General features: G+C 60.4%; 18 protein-coding genes and 2 tRNA genes. 4 read left to right on the top strand and 16 right to left on the bottom strand.

Features of this window, described 5'->3' with window-relative positions:
• Positions 1 to 176 precede the first annotated feature (176 nt).
• Positions 177 to 253: transfer RNA gene (locus QRN61_RS03960), tRNA-Met, on the bottom strand.
• A gap of 220 nt (positions 254 to 473) precedes the next feature.
• Positions 474 to 550: transfer RNA gene (locus QRN61_RS03955), tRNA-Met, on the bottom strand.
• 280 nt (positions 551 to 830) lie between these two features.
• Between QRN61_RS03955 and dinB the strand changes: the two genes are divergently transcribed.
• Complete coding sequence (dinB, locus tag QRN61_RS03950; protein ID WP_097086527.1) at positions 831 to 1,892, top strand: DNA polymerase IV; 1,062 nt, start codon at positions 831 to 833, stop codon at positions 1,890 to 1,892.
• A gap of 98 nt (positions 1,893 to 1,990) precedes the next feature.
• On the opposite strand, the gene QRN61_RS03945 is transcribed toward dinB, so the two are convergent.
• The 4 genes from QRN61_RS03945 to QRN61_RS03930 form a co-directional block, all read right to left on the bottom strand.
• Complete coding sequence (locus tag QRN61_RS03945; protein ID WP_027614341.1) at positions 1,991 to 2,944, bottom strand: hypothetical protein; 954 nt, start codon at positions 2,942 to 2,944, stop codon at positions 1,991 to 1,993.
• 17 nt (positions 2,945 to 2,961) lie between these two features.
• Positions 2,962 to 4,677, bottom strand: coding sequence for a proline--tRNA ligase (locus QRN61_RS03940; RefSeq protein WP_041070725.1), 1,716 nt, complete (start codon positions 4,675 to 4,677; stop codon positions 2,962 to 2,964).
• Between the two features lie 129 nt (positions 4,678 to 4,806).
• Complete coding sequence (locus QRN61_RS03935) at positions 4,807 to 6,366, bottom strand: AmpG family muropeptide MFS transporter (protein ID WP_027614343.1); 1,560 nt, start codon at positions 6,364 to 6,366, stop codon at positions 4,807 to 4,809.
• 43 nt (positions 6,367 to 6,409) lie between these two features.
• Positions 6,410 to 6,763, bottom strand: coding sequence for an MGMT family protein (locus tag QRN61_RS03930; RefSeq protein ID WP_247269459.1), 354 nt, complete (start codon positions 6,761 to 6,763; stop codon positions 6,410 to 6,412).
• A gap of 165 nt (positions 6,764 to 6,928) precedes the next feature.
• Between QRN61_RS03930 and QRN61_RS03925 the strand changes: the two genes are divergently transcribed.
• Positions 6,929 to 7,936 (top strand): DUF481 domain-containing protein, encoded by a 1,008-nt coding sequence (locus QRN61_RS03925; protein ID WP_027614345.1) that lies wholly within the window; start codon positions 6,929 to 6,931, stop codon positions 7,934 to 7,936.
• A 144-nt stretch (positions 7,937 to 8,080) separates the two neighbouring features.
• Here QRN61_RS03925 and QRN61_RS03920 read toward each other — a convergent pair whose 3' ends face one another.
• The gene (locus QRN61_RS03920; RefSeq protein ID WP_002554837.1) at positions 8,081 to 8,290 is read right to left on the bottom strand and encodes a cold-shock protein; all 210 of its coding nucleotides are present in this window, start codon (positions 8,288 to 8,290) and stop codon (positions 8,081 to 8,083) included.
• Between the two features lie 353 nt (positions 8,291 to 8,643).
• Here QRN61_RS03920 and dcd point away from each other — a divergent pair, with 353 nt between their 5' ends.
• Entirely contained in the window at positions 8,644 to 9,210 is a 567-nt protein-coding gene (gene dcd, locus QRN61_RS03915; RefSeq protein WP_003222308.1) for a dCTP deaminase, read from the top strand.
• 102 nt (positions 9,211 to 9,312) lie between these two features.
• Complete coding sequence (locus QRN61_RS03910; RefSeq protein WP_027614346.1) at positions 9,313 to 9,522, top strand: hypothetical protein; 210 nt, start codon at positions 9,313 to 9,315, stop codon at positions 9,520 to 9,522.
• A 46-nt stretch (positions 9,523 to 9,568) separates the two neighbouring features.
• Here the strand turns inward: QRN61_RS03910 and pdeM are convergent, their stop codons facing one another.
• The 9 genes from pdeM to QRN61_RS03865 all read right to left on the bottom strand — a co-directional run bounded on the left by pdeM (position 9,569) and on the right by QRN61_RS03865 (position 20,194).
• Entirely contained in the window at positions 9,569 to 10,225 is a 657-nt protein-coding gene (gene pdeM, locus QRN61_RS03905; protein WP_027614347.1) for a ligase-associated DNA damage response endonuclease PdeM, read from the bottom strand.
• Complete coding sequence (locus QRN61_RS03900) at positions 10,222 to 12,711, bottom strand: ligase-associated DNA damage response DEXH box helicase (RefSeq protein WP_096795880.1); 2,490 nt, start codon at positions 12,709 to 12,711, stop codon at positions 10,222 to 10,224. The genes pdeM and QRN61_RS03900 overlap by 4 nt, the downstream gene beginning before the upstream one ends.
• 192 nt (positions 12,712 to 12,903) lie before the next feature.
• On the bottom strand, positions 12,904 to 13,668 hold the full coding sequence (locus QRN61_RS03895; protein ID WP_003222314.1) for an ABC transporter ATP-binding protein: 765 nt from the start codon (positions 13,666 to 13,668) through the stop codon (positions 12,904 to 12,906).
• A gap of 13 nt (positions 13,669 to 13,681) precedes the next feature.
• A complete protein-coding gene (locus tag QRN61_RS03890) occupies positions 13,682 to 14,800 on the bottom strand; it encodes a succinylglutamate desuccinylase/aspartoacylase family protein (RefSeq protein WP_285373269.1) in 1,119 nt (372 codons plus the stop codon).
• A gap of 11 nt (positions 14,801 to 14,811) precedes the next feature.
• Positions 14,812 to 15,522 carry an ABC transporter permease gene (locus tag QRN61_RS03885; RefSeq protein WP_027614350.1) on the bottom strand — a complete coding sequence of 237 codons (711 nt, stop codon included), beginning with the start codon at positions 15,520 to 15,522 and terminating at the stop codon, positions 14,812 to 14,814.
• Positions 15,519 to 16,247: an ABC transporter permease gene (locus tag QRN61_RS03880; RefSeq protein ID WP_003222319.1), complete on the bottom strand. Its 729-nt coding sequence runs from the start codon at positions 16,245 to 16,247 to the stop codon at positions 15,519 to 15,521. Before QRN61_RS03880 ends, QRN61_RS03885 begins: the two co-directional genes overlap by 4 nt.
• A gap of 57 nt (positions 16,248 to 16,304) precedes the next feature.
• Positions 16,305 to 17,087, bottom strand: a complete 783-nt coding sequence (locus tag QRN61_RS03875) for a transporter substrate-binding domain-containing protein (protein ID WP_003222321.1) — start codon at positions 17,085 to 17,087, stop codon at positions 16,305 to 16,307.
• 387 nt (positions 17,088 to 17,474) lie between these two features.
• Positions 17,475 to 19,163 (bottom strand): ATP-dependent DNA ligase, encoded by a 1,689-nt coding sequence (locus tag QRN61_RS03870; protein ID WP_285373267.1) that lies wholly within the window; start codon positions 19,161 to 19,163, stop codon positions 17,475 to 17,477.
• Positions 19,160 to 20,194: a ligase-associated DNA damage response exonuclease gene (locus QRN61_RS03865; RefSeq protein WP_097086545.1), complete on the bottom strand. Its 1,035-nt coding sequence runs from the start codon at positions 20,192 to 20,194 to the stop codon at positions 19,160 to 19,162. Before QRN61_RS03865 ends, QRN61_RS03870 begins: the two co-directional genes overlap by 4 nt.
• Positions 20,195 to 20,366: the final 172 nt, after the last annotated feature.

Here is a 20,366-nt window from a genome sequence, read left to right as displayed (position 1 = left end):
TCGGCGAGGGCGGGTCATGGATTGCAGACGTCTTGCCTGCGACTCAAGCATAGTCGCAACTCGGTCGGTCTGATGATCCTGAGCGTTTCACTGCAGCGTGACAGATCATTGTTGCGAAAGGACTTTTTCCACAGATACAAAAAAGGCCACTCTTTCGAGCAGCCTTTTTTGATGTTTGGTTGCGGGAGCCGGATTTGAACCGACGACCTTCGGGTTATGAGCCCGACGAGCTACCAGACTGCTCCATCCCGCGTCTGTGTGGCGGCATTCTACAGGCGAACGGCGAGGTGTCAACCGCTAATCCCGTAAAGGGTCAAATAAGTGTGAATTTGCGTCAAACGGTCGCAGCGGTGCGGTAAGTTTCGGAAATGCAACGAATTCCTGTTCGCCCCGATGTGCGTGATGCAGAGGCTGGTCTGAAAAACAGACAGACACAAAAAAGGCCACTCTTTCGAGTAGCCTTTTTTGATGTTTGGTTGCGGGAGCCGGATTTGAACCGACGACCTTCGGGTTATGAGCCCGACGAGCTACCAGACTGCTCCATCCCGCGTCTGTGTGTCGGCATTCTACAGAGGATCGCCGGGGTGTCAACCTTGAATCTGGATAAATCTGTTCCTGTTCAATCGGTTAGCGCTTTTTCCAGTGCAGGAGACGGGCGCGCAGGGCAGGCGGGGCAAGGCTTTCAGCTCTATCGGTCGGTGATTCTCGATTGAGAAAATAAATTCATCGTGGTTTTCCCACAGGCTGAAAAGAACATTCAGACCACTGGTGCTATATACAGGTGTCAGTGAGATACTGCGTTTCCGGCTCGCCATGTTTCCTTTTCTGTCATGACCCAGCGAAAAATCATCCACGTCGACTGTGACTGTTTCTACGCCGCCATCGAGATGCGCGACGACCCGAACCTGGCCGGCAAACCGCTGGCGGTGGGCGGGTCGGCAGATCGGCGTGGGGTGATTGCCACCTGCAACTATGAAGCGCGGGCGTATGGCGTACGTTCGGCAATGTCGTCCGGGCATGCCTTGAAGCTGTGTCCCGACCTGACCATCGTCAAGCCGCGCATGGAGGCCTATCGCGAAGCCTCGAAGGAAATCCATACGATCTTTCGCGATTACACCGACCTGATCGAGCCGCTGTCGCTGGATGAGGCCTATCTCGACGTCTCCGACAGCGCGCATTTTGGCGGCAGTGCCACGCGCATCGCGCAAGATATCCGCCGGCGGATCTCCAATCAGTTGCACATCACCGTGTCTGCGGGCGTGGCCCCGAACAAGTTTCTGGCCAAGATCGCCAGTGACTGGAAGAAGCCCAACGGGTTGTTCGTGATTACCCCGGATCAGGTCGAGGATTTCGTCAGTGGCTTGCCGGTGAGCAAGTTGCACGGCGTCGGCAAAGTCACTGCCGACAAACTGGGCAAGCTCGGCATCGTCGATTGCCTGCAACTGCGCGAGTGGGACAAGTTGGCGCTGGTGCGCGAATTCGGCAGTTTCGGTGAGCGACTCTGGAGTCTGGCCCGTGGGATCGATGACCGGTTGGTGCATAACGACAGCCGCCGACAGTCAATCAGCGTGGAAAACACCTACGACGTCGATCTGCCGGATCTGCGCAGTTGCCTCGACAAACTGCCGGAGCTGCTGGAAACCCTGAAAACCCGAATGGAGCGGATCGACAGCAGTTATCGCCCAGGCAAGCCGTTCGTCAAAGTGAAGTTCCATGACTTTACTCAGACCACACTGGAGCAAGCCGGGGCAGGGCGCGATCTGGGCAGTTATCAGTTGATGCTGACGCAGGCGTTCAACCGGGGCGGGAAACCGGTGCGGTTGTTGGGGGTGGGGGTGAGGCTGGAGGATTTGCGCGGTGGGTTTGAGCAGATGGAGCTGTTTGAGCGGTAGATGTGCGGTGTCTGTCAGGACCTCTTCGCGAGCAGGCTCGCTCCCACATTAGATTGCATTTCACTGTGGGAGCGAGCCTGCTCGCGAAGCTTTTGCTGTTAATTCGGTCCTGGATCAGCGACCAGACGCCCCGCATCCTTGGTCAGCGACTTGAGAAACTCGGCCTGCAACTCAGGATCGTTACGCGTCAGTTCGATCAGGCTTTGCTCCAGCTCGCTGGCTTCTTCTTCCAGACCCAGTTCCGACAGACGTTTGACCCGGTGAACCCACTGGCTCACTTCGTCGTCTTCCAGATCGTCGTAAATCAACCCGTGCGCTTCGAGCAACTTGCTGCGCAAATGGCTGCTGATCGCCAGGGATGAGTCGCTGTGCACGTCATCCTTGCCGTCTTCGACGCTGATCTGCAGCTTGCCGATATGGTTCAGGTCATTTTCGGCGAACGGACTGTCCAGCAGGTTCAGGCGCAGCACGCCGTTGCGGTCAGTGGTCATGTCGAAGGTCTGCTTGCCGGCCTTGACCTGCACCGGACGCTCGCTCCACGGCAGGCTCGAATACTCCGTGCGCTTGTCGCGCTGGACTTCATCGATACCGGCCAGGTTCTGTTGCGCACGACCGTGGGACTGCACGTTCATGAACGGGTTGACCCCGGCAATGCCGTAGTTCAACCAGTCCTTGGTCACGCTGTCCGGCAGGTTGCCCAGAGCGAATACGTTGACCACATTGGCGCCAATACCGGCGACCACGGCCACTGCACCCAGCGGAATCTCGTAGATTTCGCGCCAGGGCTGATAAGGCGTGTAGCGATCGTAACGACGGGTGACCTCAAACTCGGTGACTTCGAAGGTCTTCTGTTCGTTGATCTTCACGCGTCGTTGCGGCAGCTCGAGCACCTTAGGCTCACCGACATCGATCTGCAGGCTGTGATCGAGCAATTTGCGCTCGACCCGCTCTTCGTGCTCGCTGCGCTGTGACATCTGATTGGCACAGCCGCTGACCAGCAGGGCGCCGCACAAGGCGGCACCACCGAGGCCCAAGGTGTTTCGCTTGAACATGAGGTCTCTATCTGGATTCAGCGGCGGATACGGGCCTGAAGGAAGGACAGCACATCGGCAACCGGCAGCGCTTGCGCTTCGGCTTCGGTGCGGCTCTTGTATTCCAGGTTGCCTTCGGCGAGGCCGCGGTCACTGACCACGATCCGGTGAGGAATGCCGATCAGCTCCATGTCCGCAAACTTGATGCCCGGGCTGGTTTTCTTGTCGCGATCGTCCAGCAACACTTCGAAACCGGCCGCCGTCAGTTCTGCGTACAGCTTGTCAGTGGCTTCGCGCACCTGCTCGGTTTCATAACGCAGCGGTACCAGGGCGATCTGGAACGGCGCCAGGGTGTCGCTCCAGATGATGCCTTTGTCGTCGTTGTTCTGCTCGATGGCGGCAGCGACCACGCGGGATACGCCGATACCGTAGCAACCCATTTCCAGGGTGACCGGTTTGCCGTTCTCGCCCAGCACTTCGCACTTCATCGCCTTGCTGTACTTGTTGCCCAGCTGGAAGATGTGCCCGACTTCGATACCGCGCTTGATTTCCAGGGTGCCTTTGCCGTCCGGGCTTGGGTCACCGGCCACGACGTTACGCAGGTCGGCAACGGTTGGAACCGGCAGATCGCGCTCCCAGTTCACGCCGAAGTAGTGCTTGTCGTCGATGTTCGCACCGATGCCGAAGTCGCTCATCAGTTCGACCGAGCGGTCGATGATGATCGGCAGCGGCAGGTTCAGCGGGCCGAGGGAACCGGCGCCGGCGCCAATGGCGTCACGCAGCTCGGCATCGGAAGCCATGACCAGCGGGCTGGCCACGCCTGGCTGGTTGGCAGCCTTGATTTCGTTCAACTCGTGGTCGCCACGGATGATCAGGGCAATCAGCTTGCCTGGCTCTTCGGCATGGACGATTAGGGTCTTGATGGTCTTTTCAATCGGCAGATTGAATTTTTCCACCAGCGCGGCAATGGTCTTGGTGTCTGGAGTGTCGACCAGGCGCAGCTCTTCGGCCGGCGCTGGACGCGAGGTTTCGCGTGGCACGGCTTCGGCTTTCTCGATGTTCGCCGCGTAGTCGGAACCATTGCTGAAGACGATGTCGTCTTCGCCGGACTCGGCCAGTACGTGGAACTCGTGGGAGCCAGCGCCACCGATCGAGCCGTTGTCGGCTTCAACCGGACGGAATTTCAGGCCCAGACGGGTGAACACGTTGCAGTACGCCTGATGCATGCGGTCGTAGGTGACCTGCAGCGACGCCTGATCGGCGTGGAACGAGTAGGCGTCCTTCATGATGAATTCGCGGCCGCGCATCAAACCGAAGCGTGGGCGGATTTCGTCACGGAATTTGGTCTGGATCTGGTACAGGTTGATTGGCAGCTGTTTGTAGCTACTCAACTCGTTGCGCATCAGATCGGTGATCACTTCTTCGTGGGTCGGGCCCGCGCAGAAGTCGCGACCGTGGCGGTCTTTGATGCGCAGCAGCTCAGGGCCGTATTCTTCCCAGCGCCCCGATTCCTGCCACAGCTCGGCCGGTTGGGTGCTCGGCATCAACACTTCAAGAGAACCGGCAGCGTTCATTTCTTCGCGAACGATGGCTTCAACCTTGCGCATTACCCGCAAGCCCATCGGCAGCCAGGTGTACAGGCCCGAAGCGAGTTTGCGGATCATGCCGGCGCGCAGCATCAGCTGGTGGCTGACGACGACCGCATCGGAAGGCGTTTCTTTCTGTGTGGCGAGCAAAAATTGACTGGTGCGCATGGTTGGCCGTTGTCGGTTGCTATGACTGGAAATGACGGAGCAGTGTACCGGCGAGATTTGCCGACGTACAGGATTGCGCTCGGCGGTGAGGCTCAACGGCGGGAATCCTCCCGCCGTTGCTGAAATGTCCTACGACTCCTCGACGACGGAGGTTGGTGCAGGCTCGGGTGTCGGCGTCGGGCCCGCACGGCGATTTTCCTGGAACCAGTGCAGGGCGATCAACAGGAGGGTCGGCACGCCGAGCAGTGCGGTGATCATGAAGAAGCTGTGGTAACCGAACTTCTCGACCATTACCCCGGAATAGCCGCCCATCAGCCGCGGCAGCAACAGCATGATCGAACTGAGCAGGGCGTACTGGGTGGCCGAAAACTTGAGGTTGGTCAGGCTCGACAGATAGGCGACGAACGCCGAGGTCGCAAGCCCGGAACTGAAGTTGTCGAGCGAAATGGTGACCACCAGCATCTTCAGGTTCGGCCCCATATCGGCGAGCATCACGAACAGCAAGTTGGTCGCCGCCGACGCCGCGCCACCGATGAACAGGATCGGCAGGATGCCGAAGCGCACGATCAGCAGGCCGCCCATCCCGGCGCCGACCAGGGTCATGATCAGGCCAAAGATCTTGCTGACGCTGGCGATCTGGTCTTTGGTGAAGCCCTGATCGATATAGAACACGTTGGCCATTACGCCCATCACCGTGTCGGACATCCGGTAGGTGGCGATCAGTCCGAGCAGCAGCAACGCCTGCCAGCGGTAGCGCAGGATGAAGTCGTTGACCGGGGTCAGCACCGGCGCCAGGCCGCGACGGCCCATGGTCGACAGGCACAGGCCGGTGAGCAGGGTATAGAGGATCGCGCGCAGGAAAGCGCGGTCTTCGAGCAGCAGGTCGAGCGGACTCATCTGGCCGAACAATACGCTGGCGAAATCGGTGTTGTAGAGCTGGGTGAACATCGCCGGAACCGACACCAGCAACACGATCAGTACGAATACCGAGGCCAGTTGATGCGCGAAGCTGTAGCGGCCGGCCTGCAGCTGCGTGCGCAGTGGCACTGGCGGCTCGCGCATCAGCAGCGAAGTCAGCAGGGCAGGCACCATCAACACGCCGAACAGCGCGTAGGTGCCGGTCCAGGCCGAATGTTGATAGTTGAAGCCGGTGGAGCCGAAGCCTTCGGCGAAGAACAGGGCGCCCGCGGTGGCCAGCAGGGCGGCGACGCGATAGCCGGACATGTAACTGGCGGCCAGCGCGGCCTGGCGGCTGTCGTCGGCGATTTCCAGGCGATAGGCGTCTACCGCAATGTCCTGGGTGGCGGAAGCGAAAGCGACGATAACGGCAATGGCGATCAGCCAGGACAGGTGTTTCTGTGGATCACAGAAGCCCATGCCGATCAGGCCCAGAATCACCAGCGTCTGCGAGAGCACCAGCCACGAACGGCGGCGGCCCAGCTTGCCCAATAAAGGCAGGCGCCATTGGTCGAGCAGCGGTGACCAGACCCATTTGAAGGCGTACGCCAGACCGATCAGGCTGGCGTAGCCGATGGTTTCACGGGCAACGCCGGCCTCACGCAGCCAGACGGAAAGCGTCGAAAACACCAGCATGTACGGCAGGCCGGCAGCGAAACCGAGCAACAACAGCACGAGCGTCGAGGGACTGGCATAGGCGGCGAGCGCGGCGCGCCAGGTTTTACGGGGCATGGGCTGAAGTCTGCCTCAAGATTGCGAAAACAAAGCGCGCACTCTAACCGCTGTGCTCTACCGGACGCCAGCCATGGCGCTGAATATCCACACGATTGTTCAGGACGGTGACGCCTTCAGAACGCAATCGTGCCCGTTGTTCGTCCCCCGAAGGGCTGCCCGGCGGCAGGCTGATCCGACCGCCGGCACCCAATACCCGGTGCCACGGCAGTCTGGTATCGCCGGGTAATTGGCTCAGGGTCCGGCCGACCCAGCGGGCGGCGCGCCCCAACCCTGCGAGTTCAGCTAACTGACCATAGCTGACCACCTTGCCCTCAGGCACTTGGGCAAGGGTGGAATAAAGCGCCGTGCGTCGGATTTGCGCTTCGCTTTCCTCGGGATGATTCGGCTCTTTCACCTGCGCGGTTCCTGAACAATAGTCGTATCGATGGGCTCAAGCGTAATCGCTCGTTGACCAGATGAGAAATGAACTCAATGGAAATCGCTCGGTCAGTCCTTGTCAGGGTCTTATTCCTACGGATAATGCCGACCTTTTTCGCAAACTTGAGCCCTCGATCCGCTTATGTTGTCCAGAACCTTGCTGTGCCTTGCTGTTTTCAGTGCCTCCACGCCGCTGCTTGCCGATACCGTCTGGTTAAAGAACGGTGACAAGCTGAGCGGTAAGATCTCCGTTTTCGATGGCGGCAAATTGCTGATTCAGACCCAGTATGCGGGTGCGGTCAGCATCGACTGGAAAGAGGTCAAGACCCTGCAAAGCGATCAGGAACTGCTGGTCAAACAGGATGCCTACAACGGTGAAAAAGCCAAGTCGCTGACCGCTGCCGATGACGGCAAGGTCACCCTGGCCAACGGCGAGGCGCCGAAGACCGTCGAGCTGGCGAGCATTCAGCAGATTCTCAAACCCAAACCGGTGGTCGAGGATCTGGTATGGAAAGGCAATATTGGCCTGGCGATGGATTATCAACGGGCGGAAAAGGACACCGACGACTACGACATCGACTTCAAGACCACCGCGCGTCATGGCCGCTGGCGGCACACCGCCGAGGGCGAATACAACCGCGAAGTGCAGGACGAGCAGGTCACCACCAATAACTGGCGCGCCGAATACGCACTTGACCGCTTCCTCACCGACAAATGGTTCTGGCAGGGGCGCCTGAACTACAAGCGCGACTACGTTGAAGAGCTGTCGCGTCAGCGTGTGGTCGGTACCGGTCCGGGTTACCAGTTCTGGGACGACGAGCTGGGCGCGTTCTCGCTCGGTTCGCTGCTCAACCGCACCGATTACGAGTACAGCGATGGCGGCAAGGACAACTTCTATTCGGTCGCCATGAAGTGGGATTACAACCGTTACCTGATCGGCAAAAAAGTCGAGTTCTTCACCAATGGCGAACTGGGCAAGCCGCTGTCTGACGTAGCCAACTATGCGCTCGATGCCGAGATGGGCTTGCGCTACAAGGTCACCGACTGGGCGTCGCTCAACCTCAAGGCCGAACGCGACATCATCAGTGGAACCAAGGATGCGGATTTGAACAAGACCCGCTACACCGCAGGGTTTGGCGTGGCCTGGTAAGGCACAAACGAAAGATCGCAGCCTGCGGCAGCTCCTATAGGAGGGCTGTCACGGACTGCGATCTTTTTTGTGGTCGTTAAAAACACACGCCCACAAAAAAGCCCCGCTTTTGAGGGCGGGGCTCTTTTCTAAAGAAGCTACAAGTTAGATAACTTGTACTTCTTCAGCTTGCATGCCTTTCTGACCGCGGGTAGCGATGAAAGAAACCTGTTGGCCTTCTTTCAGGCTTTTGAAGCCGTCGGATTGGATAGCTTTGAAGTGAACGAACAGGTCGTCACCGGATTGTGGAGTGATGAAGCCGAAGCCTTTTTCATCGTTGAACCACTTAACGGTACCGGTTTGGCGATTAGACATGGTGTAACTCCTTGAACAAAGATAACTGCGACTCAGGAAGAACCCTGGCCGAGACTGAGTGCAAAGAGCAGGAAAAATTCTTGTAGATGGTTGGATCGAAATTCAACATATCGTGTAGAGATTCTCAGTGACACAAGCAACACAGTGGCGCCACCTTAACCCTTTTTCCGGAACGTGCCAATGTTTCTTGCGAAGGTTTCTCTGTTTTAGGGATCGACGGTGTGACGGTTCGTCGCCAGGGCCTGTATTTCCAGGGTGTTCGGCGAGAATTTCAGCGCGGACTTTGAACCCGGCGGCGCGCCCGGTAAGATGCCGGACAGATTTTTTCCACCTCGCTATTCAGGACACCCGCCATGAGCATCAAATCGGACAAGTGGATTCGCCGCATGGCGCAGGAACACGGCATGATCGAGCCCTTCGTCGAGCGCCAGGTGCGCGGCAGCGACGACAGCCGTGTGATTTCCTACGGTGTGTCGAGCTACGGCTACGATGTGCGCTGCACCAACCATTTCAAGGTGTTCACCAACATCAATTCGGCGATCGTCGATCCGAAAAACTTCGACGCCGGCAGCTTTGTCGACATCCACAGCGACGTCTGCATCATCCCGCCGAACTCCTTCGCCCTGGCCAGCACCGTCGAATACTTCCGCATTCCGCGCAACGTATTGACCATCTGCCTGGGTAAAAGCACCTACGCGCGCTGCGGTATCATCGTTAACGTCACCCCGCTCGAGCCTGAGTGGGAAGGCCACGTGACCCTGGAATTCTCCAACACCACCAACCTGCCGGCGAAAATCTACGCTAACGAGGGCGTGGCGCAGATGCTGTTCCTCGAATCCGACGAGCAATGCGAAGTTTCGTACAAGGATCGCGGCGGCAAATATCAGGGCCAGCGTGGCGTGACCCTGCCGCGTACCTGATCCATCCGGCAGTTCGCGGGAATTCTTTGGCGGGCAGACACTCTATGGGGTGTACTGCCCGTTTTTGCTTCTGGCAAAGCGGGCCTTCGCCGAGGAGGTTGCATGAAGATCGATCCGCATATCACCGCCCAACTGGCAAGGCTTGAGCCCAATCAGGTTGGCGTTTTGGCCTGGTCATTGTTGGCACACCCGGCTTTCCATATGGCAGGCGGCATTCCCGGTCAGCCTGATCCCGACACCCCTAACGAACAACCGACCGAACCCGGCGAGCCGACGCTGCCGGACGAGCCGCCACCCGCACCAGTGGCCTGAGTCGCTACTCCATGAATGGCCAGTCAGTTGGGGTTTGCCCAAGACCTCAACTGACGGGCCATATTTCGTTGTCGCCGATGACGAAAATCCTGCACTGAGCGTCTTTCTCGACCTGATAACCACCGGTAAAGGCACCAAAGGCCGGCAGCAGGCTCAATCGCTCACCCAGTCGAAAACATGCCAGGCGCAAACGCTGCCGCCCCTTGCCGTTGAGCCGATAGACCGGATGCACATGCCCGGCCAGCACGTGTCGTTCGGGATGCGGGGCGGGTTCGTGTTGCAGGGCAAACGGCCCGAGCAGCATCGGTTCCGGAACCACCCGGATATTCAGCGCCGTCGGTGGATCCCCGGCACGTTTGTCGTGGTTGCCGCGAATCAGCGTCATCGGCAGATCCGCGTGCCGTGCACGCCATTCGGCCAAGGCATTCAGCGTACCCGTCGCATGCGAACCGGGGCCGTGCAGAAAGTCACCGAGGAAAATCAATTGCCGACAGGGCAGTCTGGCCAGCAAGCGGTCGAGCACTTCGATATTCGCCGTCGTGGTGCCTTGTGGTACCGGCTGGCCGAGGCTGCGATAGGCCGCGGCCTTGCCGAAATGCACATCGGCGATCAGCAGTGCTTGCTGCGCCGGCCAATACAGGGCCTTTTCCGGCAGCAGCCAGAGCTCCTCACCAGCCAGGCGCACTGGATACGCTGCACTCATGAGGCTTGACCCTTGTCGGCGGATTTCTCCAGATCGCCGACCATGCGCCGGATGCGGTCAGCGAGTTTTTCCGAACTCATGCTTTCGCGCATGCGCTCCACCAGCAACGGAAAGCCTAGCGGTGTAGGACGTTTGATCAGGTGCATGTCCAGTTTCATCCGGTTGATCCGCTCCAATGTCTGTTCCAGACGACGAATATCCAGTTCTTCCCGTAAGACTTCTTCCCCGGCCTGGGCCAGCAGCAGGTTGTCGGCGTCGTACTGCTTGAACACCTCGAAGAACAATCCGCTGGAGGCCTGTACCTGTCGGGTACTTTTCGGCGCGCCGGGATAACCGGCGAACACCAGCCCGGCGATCCGCGCGATCTCGCGAAAACGCCGCAACGCCAACTCCCCGGCATTGAGGCTGGCCAGCACGTCGCGCAGCAGATGCTCGGGGCTGAGCAGCGCCGCATCGAATTGCTCGAACCAATCGACCGGCGTGGCGCTGAGCAACTCCAGCCCGTAATCATTCACCGCAATCGAGAACGTCAGTGGCTGGCGCTGACTCACGCGCCACGCCAACAGGCTGGCGAGCCCCAGATGCACCTGGCGCCCGGCAAACGGATAAAGGAAAAGGTGCCAGCCTTCACGGGATTTCAGCGCTTCGGCCAACAGACTGTCGGAGGTGGGCAGACCCGACCAGCGCGCCTGGGTTTGCAGCAACGGCTGCAGCGCGTGCATTTCCGGGCCGACGAACTCACCGCGCGCCGCCGCCGTGAAGCGGCTGACCACGGCGGCGGCCAGTTCGTTGGAAAGCGGCATCCGCCCACCATTCCAGCGCGGCACGGCGGCTTTTTTCGCGGTGCTGCGTTTGACGTACGCGGTCATGTTCTCCACTCGCACCAATTCCAGCAAACGCCCGGCAAACAGAAAGCCGTCACCCGGTTTCAGCCGCGCGATAAAGCCTTCCTCGACACTGCCCAACTGCTTGCCGCCGCCACCCTTGCTCCAGAATTTCAGGTTGATACTGGCGTCGCTGACGATGGTGCCGATGCTCATGCGATGCCGGCGTGCCAATCGCGCATCGGGGACGCGCCAGACACCGTGTTCATCCGGTTCGACCCGGCGGTAATCCGGATAGGCCGTCAGCGACATCCCGCCATGACGTACGAAAGCCAGCGCCCAGGCCCAATCTGCCAGTGTCAGGTCACGATAAGCCCAGGCACCACGCACTTCTTCGTACAGCTCCTCGGGAATAAAGCCACCGCCCAGCGCCATGCTGACCAGATGCTGCACCAGCACATCGAGCGGTTTGTGCGGCGACAGACGCGGTTCGATGAGTCGTTGCGCCACGGCGTCGCCTGCGGCAGCGGCTTCGATCAGTTCCAGGCTGTGGGTCGGCACCAGCGTCACTCGCGAGGTGCGCCCAGGCGCGTGACCGGAGCGCCCGGCGCGTTGCATCAGCCGCGCCACGCCTTTGGCCGAGCCGATTTGCAGCACCCGTTCCACCGGCAGAAAGTCCACGCCCAGATCCAGGCTCGAGGTGCAGACCACGGCTTTCAACTGCCCGTCCTTCAACGCTTGCTCGACCCAGTCGCGGGTCTCGCGGGACAGTGAGCTGTGGTGCAACGCGATCAGCCCGGCCCAGTCCGGCCGCGCCTCGAGCAGCGCCTGATACCAGATTTCCGATTGTGCGCGGGTATTGGTGAACACCAGGCTGCTGGCGCAGGCGTCCAGTTCGGCGACCACCTGCGGCAGCATCTTCAGACCGATGTGCCCGGCCCACGGAAAACGCTCGATGGCCGGTGGGATCAAGGTGTCGACCTTGAGTGATTTTTCACTCTGGCCCTGCACGCTGATGCCGCCACCCTGTGGGATCAGCACCTGTTCGGCGTGGGCTTGATTACCGAGGGTGGCGGACACGCCCCAGACGATCAGTTCGGGTTGCCAATGGCGCAGACGGGCGAGGGCCAGTTGCAGCTGCACGCCGCGTTTGTTGCCGAGCAGTTCGTGCCATTCATCGACGACGATCATCCGCAGGCTCGACAACGCAGTCCTAGCATCGGCACGGGCGAGCAGCAGGGTCAGGCTTTCCGGGGTGGTGATCAGCGTGGTCGGCAGGCGTCGGCCCTGTCGCGCGCGTTCGGCGCTGCTGGTGTCGCCGGTGCGCAGACCGATGCTCCACGGAATCTGCAAATCGCTGACCGGCGCTTGCAAGGCGCGCGCGGTGTCGGCGGCGAGGGCGCGCATCGGCGTGATCCACAGCACGGTCAGTGGTTCAGCTGGCGTTTTGCGTTTTTTGCTGTCTGCAACGCTGGGTTTGATGCGGGCGAAGCGGTTGAGCGCGGCGAACCACACCGCATAGGTTTTACCGGCGCCGGTGCTGGCATGGAGCAACCCCGACTGACCTTGTTTGACGGCGGCCCACACTTGCTTTTGAAAGGCGAACGGCTTCCAGTTGCGTGCGCTGAACCAGAGTTTTGCGAAGTCGGTGGAGGTCGGCATACCGGCGGCGTGCGCTCTGAAAGTGTTCCTTCAGTGACCGCGCCGTTGCGGGACAAGTTTAATTTTGTGCGATTACCTACACCATTGTGGGAGCGGGCTTGCTCGCGAAAGCGGTGTGCCAGTTAGAACAGTTTTGACTAACACACCGCTTTCGCGAGCAAGCCCGCTCCCACAGGTTTTTATCTGCGTCTGTTACTTGAGGTTCCCGCTGAGGAACTGCTTCAGCCGTTCGCTCTTCGGGTTGCCCAGCACGTCTTCCGGCGCGCCTTCTTCTTCCACCAGCCCTTGATGCAGAAACAACACCTGGCTGGAGACCTTGCGGGCGAAGCTCATTTCATGGGTCACCATGATCATCGTCCGACCTTCTTCAGCCAGACCCTGAATCACCCGCAACACCTCACCCACCAGCTCCGGGTCGAGTGCCGAGGTCGGTTCGTCGAACAGCATCACTTCCGGCTCCATCGCCAGCGCCCGGGCAATCGCCACCCGCTGTTGCTGGCCGCCAGAGAGAAACGCCGGGTACTGATCGGCAACCCGCGCCGGCAGGCCCACTTTATCCAGATAACGGCGGGCGCGGTCTTCAGCTTCCTGCTTGCTGCAACCCAGCACCCGGCGCGGGGCCATGGTGATGTTTTCCAGCACGGTCATGTGGCTCCACAGGTTGAAGTGCTGGAACACCATGGCCAGTCGCGTGCGCAGGCGTTGCAGTTCATTCGGGTCGGCGACGTGCATGCCGTGGCGATCGGTGACCATGCGGATCGCCTGGCCATCGAGGCTCATGGCGCCGTCGTTGGGTTGTTCGAGGAAGTTGATGCAGCGCAAAAAGGTGCTTTTACCCGAGCCGCTGGCGCCGATCAGGCTGATCACGTCGCCGGTTTTGGCCTTGAGCGAAACGCCTTTGAGTACCTGATGGTCGCCATAGCTTTTGTGCAGACCTTCAACAGTCAATTTGTACATGGGACAGACATCCTCAAGGCGAAAGTAGGTAGCCGCTGCGATAGGCTTCGGCGCCCGCCACGTGGGCGATCACCATGCCGGCAGTGGCCATGCGCCGCAGCGAGCGGGCGTACAGCAGGCCGGCGGCAGTGCAATGAATGGGGGTGACCCGGTCGTGGATCGGGTCGATGATTTCGGCAATCTGTTGCCCGGCTTGCAGGTATTGCCCGGCCGTGGCGGTGTACACCAGCAAGCCGCCCACCGGCGTGGTCACCGGTTCGACGCCGGCCAGCGGCGTGGCCGGGAAGGGCAGGGGCGGCTGCGGCTTGGTCTCGCCGACGATCGCGTCGAACTGGATCAGGTAATCGATCAAGGCCTGGCAGTCACGGCTGGCCAGCGGGTGATTGACGTCACCCTGGCCGCGCAACTCCACGGTCACCGAAAAACTGCCCAGCGGAATCTCGAAGTGCTCGCCAAAGCGTTCCTGCAGTTGCCACCACAACAGGGTGAAGCATTCGTCGAACGACTGGCCGCCGGAGTCGGTGGCCAGCAGACTGGCCTGAGCTTCGATGTAACGCGCCAGCGGCTCGACCTGCGGCCACGCTTCGGGCGTGGTGTAGAGATGAACCACGGATTCGAAATCGCAGTGCAGATCCAGCACCATGTCGGCATCGCACGCTAGCCGTTGCAAGGTCAGGCGCTGGGATTGCAGTTGTGTGCCGGGCGTTTGACGGGCGAGGGCGTTGCGCAGGCTGGCGCGGATCAGCTCAAGGTTGCGCTGCGGGTCGTCGCCCAGTTTGCCCTCGATGTCGTTGCCGATTTCTTCGCTGAGGTCGACGAACCAGCGATTGAAATTCTGCCCGCTCTCCATCTCGTACCGGCCCAGCGGCACGTCCATCAGCACTTGTTCGAGGCCGACCGGGTTGGCCACCGGCACCAGCACAATCTGGCTGCGCAGGCGCCCGGCGGCTTCCAGCTCCGCCAGTCGCTGCTTGAGGTGCCAGGCCACGAGCATGCCGGGCATTTCGTCGGCATGCAGCGAGGACTGGATGTAGATCTTGCCTTGGGCCTGCTCCGGGCCGAAGTGGAAGCTGTGGATCTGTCGTGCGGTCCCCGGCACCGGGGCCAACAGGTCATGGATCTGGTGTCGCATTACAGGTTTTCCTAGTGGGTCGGCCCGAGGAATGCCAGCCATCGGCGTTCGGCGAGGCGGAACAGGCCGACCAGCGCGAAGGTGATGGTCAGGTAGATCAGCGCGGCGATGCCGAACGATTGAAAGGTCAGGTAGGTCGCCGAGTTGGCGTCCCGCGCAACTTTCAGGATGTCGGGGATGGTCGCGGTGAAGGCCACGGTGGTCGAGTGCAGCATCAGGATCACTTCGTTGCTGTAATACGGCAACGACCGGCGCAGCGCCGACGGCATGATCACGTAGGCGTACAGCTTCCAGCCGGTCAGGCCGTAGGCCTTGGCCGCTTCGACTTCGCCATGGTTCATGCTGCGGATCGCCCCGGCGAAAATCTCCGTGGTGTAGGCGCAGGTGTTGAGGGCGAACGCGAGGATCGTGCAGTTCATCGCATCGCGAAAGAAACTGTCGAGCAACGGCTGCGCGCGCACGGCGGCCAGGCTGTAGATCCCGGTGTAGCAGATCAGCAACTGGATGTAGAGCGGCGTGCCACGGAACAGGTAGGTGTAGAACTGCACCGGCCAGCGCACATAGAAATGCGGGGATACCCGGGCAATCGACAACGGGATCGATACCAGAAAACCGATGAAAATCGAGGCGCTGAGCAGCCACAGGGTCATCGCCAGACCGGTGATGTTGGTACCGTCGGTATAAAGGAAGGGTTTCCAGTATTCCTGCAGGAGTTCGATCATCGTACGGCCTCCCGGGCACCGGCGGCGTAGCGACGCTCAAGCCAGCGCAGGATGACGTTGGATGCACTGGTGATCAGCAGATAGATCAAGGCGGCGAGTACCAGGAAGTAGAACAGTTGATAGGTGCTTTTACCGGCGTCCTGCGCGGCTTTGACCAGATCCGCCAGACCGATGATCGACACCAGTGCGGTGGCCTTGAGCATCACCATCCAGTTGTTGCCGATGCCCGGCAAGGCGAAGCGCATCATTTGCGGGAACACCACAAAGCGAAAACGCTGGCCACGTTTGAGACCGTAGGCGGTGGCCGCTTCGACCTGACCGCGTGGTACGGCGAGGATCGCCCCACGGAAGGTTTCGGTGAAATACGCGCCATAGATGAAGCCCAGGGTGATCACCCCGGCGGTAAAGGAGTCGATCTCGATGTAGTCCCACTCCATGACGTCGGTCAGGGCGGTCAGCCAGGTTTGCAGGCTGTAGAAAATCAGCAGCATCAGCACCAGATCCGGCACCCCGCGAATCAGCGTGGTGTAAAGCTGGGCAGGCAGGCGCAGCAGTTTGGATTTCGACAGTTTGGCACTGGCGCCCAAGAGACCGAGCAACACGGCCACCAGCAGCGATAACGCCGACAATTTGATGGTCATCCAGGTGCCTTCCAACAGCAACGGGCCGAAGCCCTTGAGGCTGAAGGCGGAGAGCCCCAGATTTTGTAAGAGGTTTTCGAACATAAATCAGCAACCTGAGCGGATGGAAAAGGCGCCCATCGACTGATGGGCGCCAGGGCATTATTTACCGCTGTACAGATTCAGATCGCCAAAGTGTTTCTTTTGAATCTCGGCGTATTTGCCGTCATCGTGTAACGCTTTGATACCTTTATCTAAAAGCGCCTTCAGCTCTTTGTTACCTTTCTTAATACCGACAGCGGTTTTGGCTGGCAGCAATTCGCTGTCGACCGGCTTGCTGACTTCGTAGTTGGCGCCATCCGGCGACTTCAAAAAGCCCAGTTCGGCTTGCAGCATGTCCTGGATCGAGGCGTCGAGACGGCCGTTTTTCAGGTCGGCGTAGACCTGATCCTGGTTGGCGTAAGCCTGGATTTTCACCCCGGCCTTCTCCAATACGGCCTTGGCGTAGGCTTCCTGGATGGTGCCTTGCTCGTAACCCACAGACTTGCCCTTGAGGGAAGCGACGTCATCGCTCAGGCCGGAGCCCTTCTTGAACACGTAGGAAGTCGGGCCGGAGAACAGCTCGCTGGAGAAGTCGATCGCCTTTTCACGGGCCGGGGTCACGGTCATCGACGAGATCACACCGTCGAATTTGTTGGCGTTGAGGCCCGGAATCATGCCGTCGAAGTCACTTTCAACCCATTTGCACTTGACCTTCAGCTCGGCGCAGATCGCGTTGCCCAGGTCGATGTCGAAGCCCACCAGGCTGCCGTCGGCCGCTTTCGACTCGAACGGTGCGTAGGAAGGATCAACGCCAAAACGCAGCTCTTTGTATTCCTTCGCCAGCGCGGAGCCGGCAGCCATGCACAACGCCAGTGCAGAAAGGGTCAGCAATGCTTTTTTCATTATTCAATCTCTAAGAACCAATATGAGCGCTTGTGGCGCAGAATTATTGTTACTGGAACGCGTACGACCTATAGAAAGTAGCAATTTCCGAACCAGAGTCCCGAACAAGTGTTTTAAAAGGTTGGGGGAGGGAGGAGGGAGAGGGATTGGTGCACGGGAATGGGCGGCTGTTGAAGGCTGCACCAACTTGGGTCGATGCACGCATTTTTAGGTGCTGGGATGAGCCGTTGTGGCGAGGGAGCTTGCTCCCGCTGGAGGGCGAAGCACTCCCCTGGATTTTTCAAATAGACCATCGTTTTGCGACTGCTGCGCAGTCGAGCGGGAGCAAGCTCCCTCGCCACAGGGCGTTCATCCAGTTAAATGTGATCGGTGTCCCCGGAAACCGGGTCAGGCCAGCAAATCCTGCAGCGTCGCCAGGCTGTCGGCCTCATCCACCGTCTTGTCCTGCCGCCAGCGCAGCATCCTTGGAAAACGCACGGCGATCCCGCTCTTGTGTCGCCGCGACAGGGCGATGCCTTCGAAACCCAGTTCGAACACCAGACTCGGCTTGACGCTGCTGACCGGGCCGAATTTTTCCACGGTGGTCTTGCGCACGATGCTGTCGACCTGGCGCATTTCCTCGTCGGTCAGCCCCGAATAGGCCTTGGCGAACGGCACCAGCGCCCGTTGGCTGGACTCGGGCGGGCCGTCCCACACGGCGAAGGTGTAATCGCTGTACAGGCTGGCGCGCCGGCCATGTCCGCGCTGGGCATAAATCAACACCGCATCGACGCTGAACGGATCGACCTTCCACTTCCACCACACGCCCATGTCCTTGGTCCGGCCTACGCCATACAGGGCGTCGCGGGCCTTGAGCATCATGCCCTCGACACCGAGGCGCCGTGAGGCTTCACGCTGGCGGGCGAGATCGAACCAGTCGCTGCCGGTCAGAATCGGCGAGGCCAGTAACACCGGGTTGTTACCGTGAGCGATGACCTGCTCCAGTTGCGCGCGTCGTTCGGCCTGCGGACGGTTGCGCCAGTCTTCGCCTTGCCACTCCAGCAAATCGTAGGCAAGCACCACCACCGGCACTTCTTCGAGGATTTTCTTGTCGAGGGTTTTACGCCCGATGCGTTGCTGCAGCAGCGCGAACGGTTGCACCGCCGGCGGTGCGCTCGATTGCGGGTCGAAGGCGTCTGCGGTGCTCGGATGGGTGCTTTTCCAGACCACGATTTCGCCGTCGATTACCGTGCCGTCGGGTAACGCGTGGACCAGTGTGTCGAATTCGGGGAAACGCTCGGTGACCAGTTCTTCACCCCGCGACCAGACCCACAGCCGACCCTCGCGCTTGACCACCTGCGCGCGGATGCCATCCCACTTCCATTCCACTTGCCAGTTGCTCGCCGGCCCCAGCAGCGCTTCAAATTCCTCGACCGGTTGCGACAAGGCATGCGCGAGGAAAAACGGGTAGGGCTGGCCGCCACGTTGCGCATGTTCGTCGGCGGACTCCGGCGCGATCAGTTTCAGGTAGCTGGCCGCGTTCGGCCGGTTTGACAGGTCGGTGTACCCCACCAACCGCTGCGCCACGCGTTTGCTGTCGAGGCCGGCCATCGACGCCAATGCGCGGGTGACCAGCAATTTCGACACGCCGACGCGGAAACTGCCGGTGATCAGCTTGATGCACAGCATCAGGCTCGGTCGATCCAGTTGCGCCCACAGCGCGGGCAGGTGGCGGGCGAGGTACTCCGGGGTTTCACCGCGCAGTGGCAGCAGCTTGTCTTCAATCCATTCGGCAAGACCGGCCTCGGAGCTGTGCGAATTTTCCGGGAGCACCAGGGAAATGGTTTCCGCCAGATCGCCAACGGATTGATAACTTTCCTCGAACAGCCACGGTTGCAATCCCGAGACTTCCACTGCCAGTTCGCGCAGGATGCGCACCGGCACCAGTTGCCGCGGGCGTCCACCGGACAGAAAGTACACCGCCCATGCCGCGTCCTGCGGTGCTGCTTGAGCGAAGTAGGTTTGCATCGCTGCCAGTTTGGCGTTGCTCGACGTGGTGGCGTCGAGTTCGGCGTACAGCTCGGCGAAGGCTTTCATGCTTGCACCTCGGCGATAACCGGCTCGGCGCCAATGTTCTCCTCTTCGTCGTCGCCGTATTCGGTGTTGAAACCCTGCGCGTCCAGGCCTTGTTCGCGCAGATGCCGGACCAGCACGCCGATCGAGCCGTGGGTGACCATCACCCGTTCGGCGCCGGTCTGTTCGATGGCCCAGAGCAGGCCGGGCCAGTCGGCGTGATCCGAAAGCACGAAACCGCGATCCACGCCGCGCCGCCGACGGGTGCCGCGCAGGCGCATCCAGCCGCTGGCGAAGGCGTCGCTGTAGTCACCGAACCGGCGCATCCAGGTGCTGCCACCGGCCGAGGGCGGGGCGATCACCAGCGCCTGACGCATGATCGGGTCGGATTTTTTGATGTCGCCGGCGTAGATCGTCGGCGGCAGGTACACGCCGGCCTCGCGGTAGACCCGGTTCAGCGGTTCGACGGCACCGTGACTGAGGATCGGGCCGAGGCTGGCGTCGATGCCGTGCAGAATCCGCTGAGCCTTGCCGAATGAATAACAGAACAACACGCTGGCCTTGCCCGCCGCGATGTTCGCCTGCCACCACTGGTTGATCTCGCTGAACACCTGCGCCTGTGGTTGCCAGCGGTAGATCGGCAGGCCGAAAGTCGATTCGGTGATGAAAGTGTGGCAGCGCACCGGTTCGAACGGCGCACAGGTGCCGTCGGGTTCGATTTTGTAATCCCCCGACGCGACCCAGACTTCGCCGCCGTATTCCAGACGCACCTGTGCCGAACCGAGCACATGCCCGGCGGGATGGAAACTCAAGGTCACGCCGTGATGGGTCAGCCGCTGGCCGTAGGCGAGGGTTTGCAGGTTGATGTCCTGACCCAGACGCGCACGCAAAATCCCTTCGCTGGCGCTGCTGGCAAGGTAGTGCTGATTGCCGTTACGGGCGTGATCGCCGTGGGCATGGGTGATCACCGAGCGCTCGACCGGGCGCCACGGATCAATGTAGAAATCCCCGGCAGGGCAATACAAACCTTCGGGGCGGGCGATAACAAGGTCCATGTCGTTACCAGAATGGGGGGCTTGTTAGCTATGAGGTTGGCGCGAGTCCGGAAGTTCTATCGATTATTTTCGAGTCGCTACAAAACCAATGTGGGAGCGGGCTTGCTCGCGAAGGCGGTTTAACTGACACATCTATTCTGACTGTGTCTCCGTCTTCGCGAGCAGGCTCGCT

The sequence above is a fragment of the Pseudomonas sp. lyk4-TYG-107 genome (assembly GCF_030209055.1).
GTDB classification, from domain to species: domain Bacteria; phylum Pseudomonadota; class Gammaproteobacteria; order Pseudomonadales; family Pseudomonadaceae; genus Aquipseudomonas; species Aquipseudomonas putida_A.
This window is presented reverse-complemented; position numbering and strand designations above follow the sequence as displayed.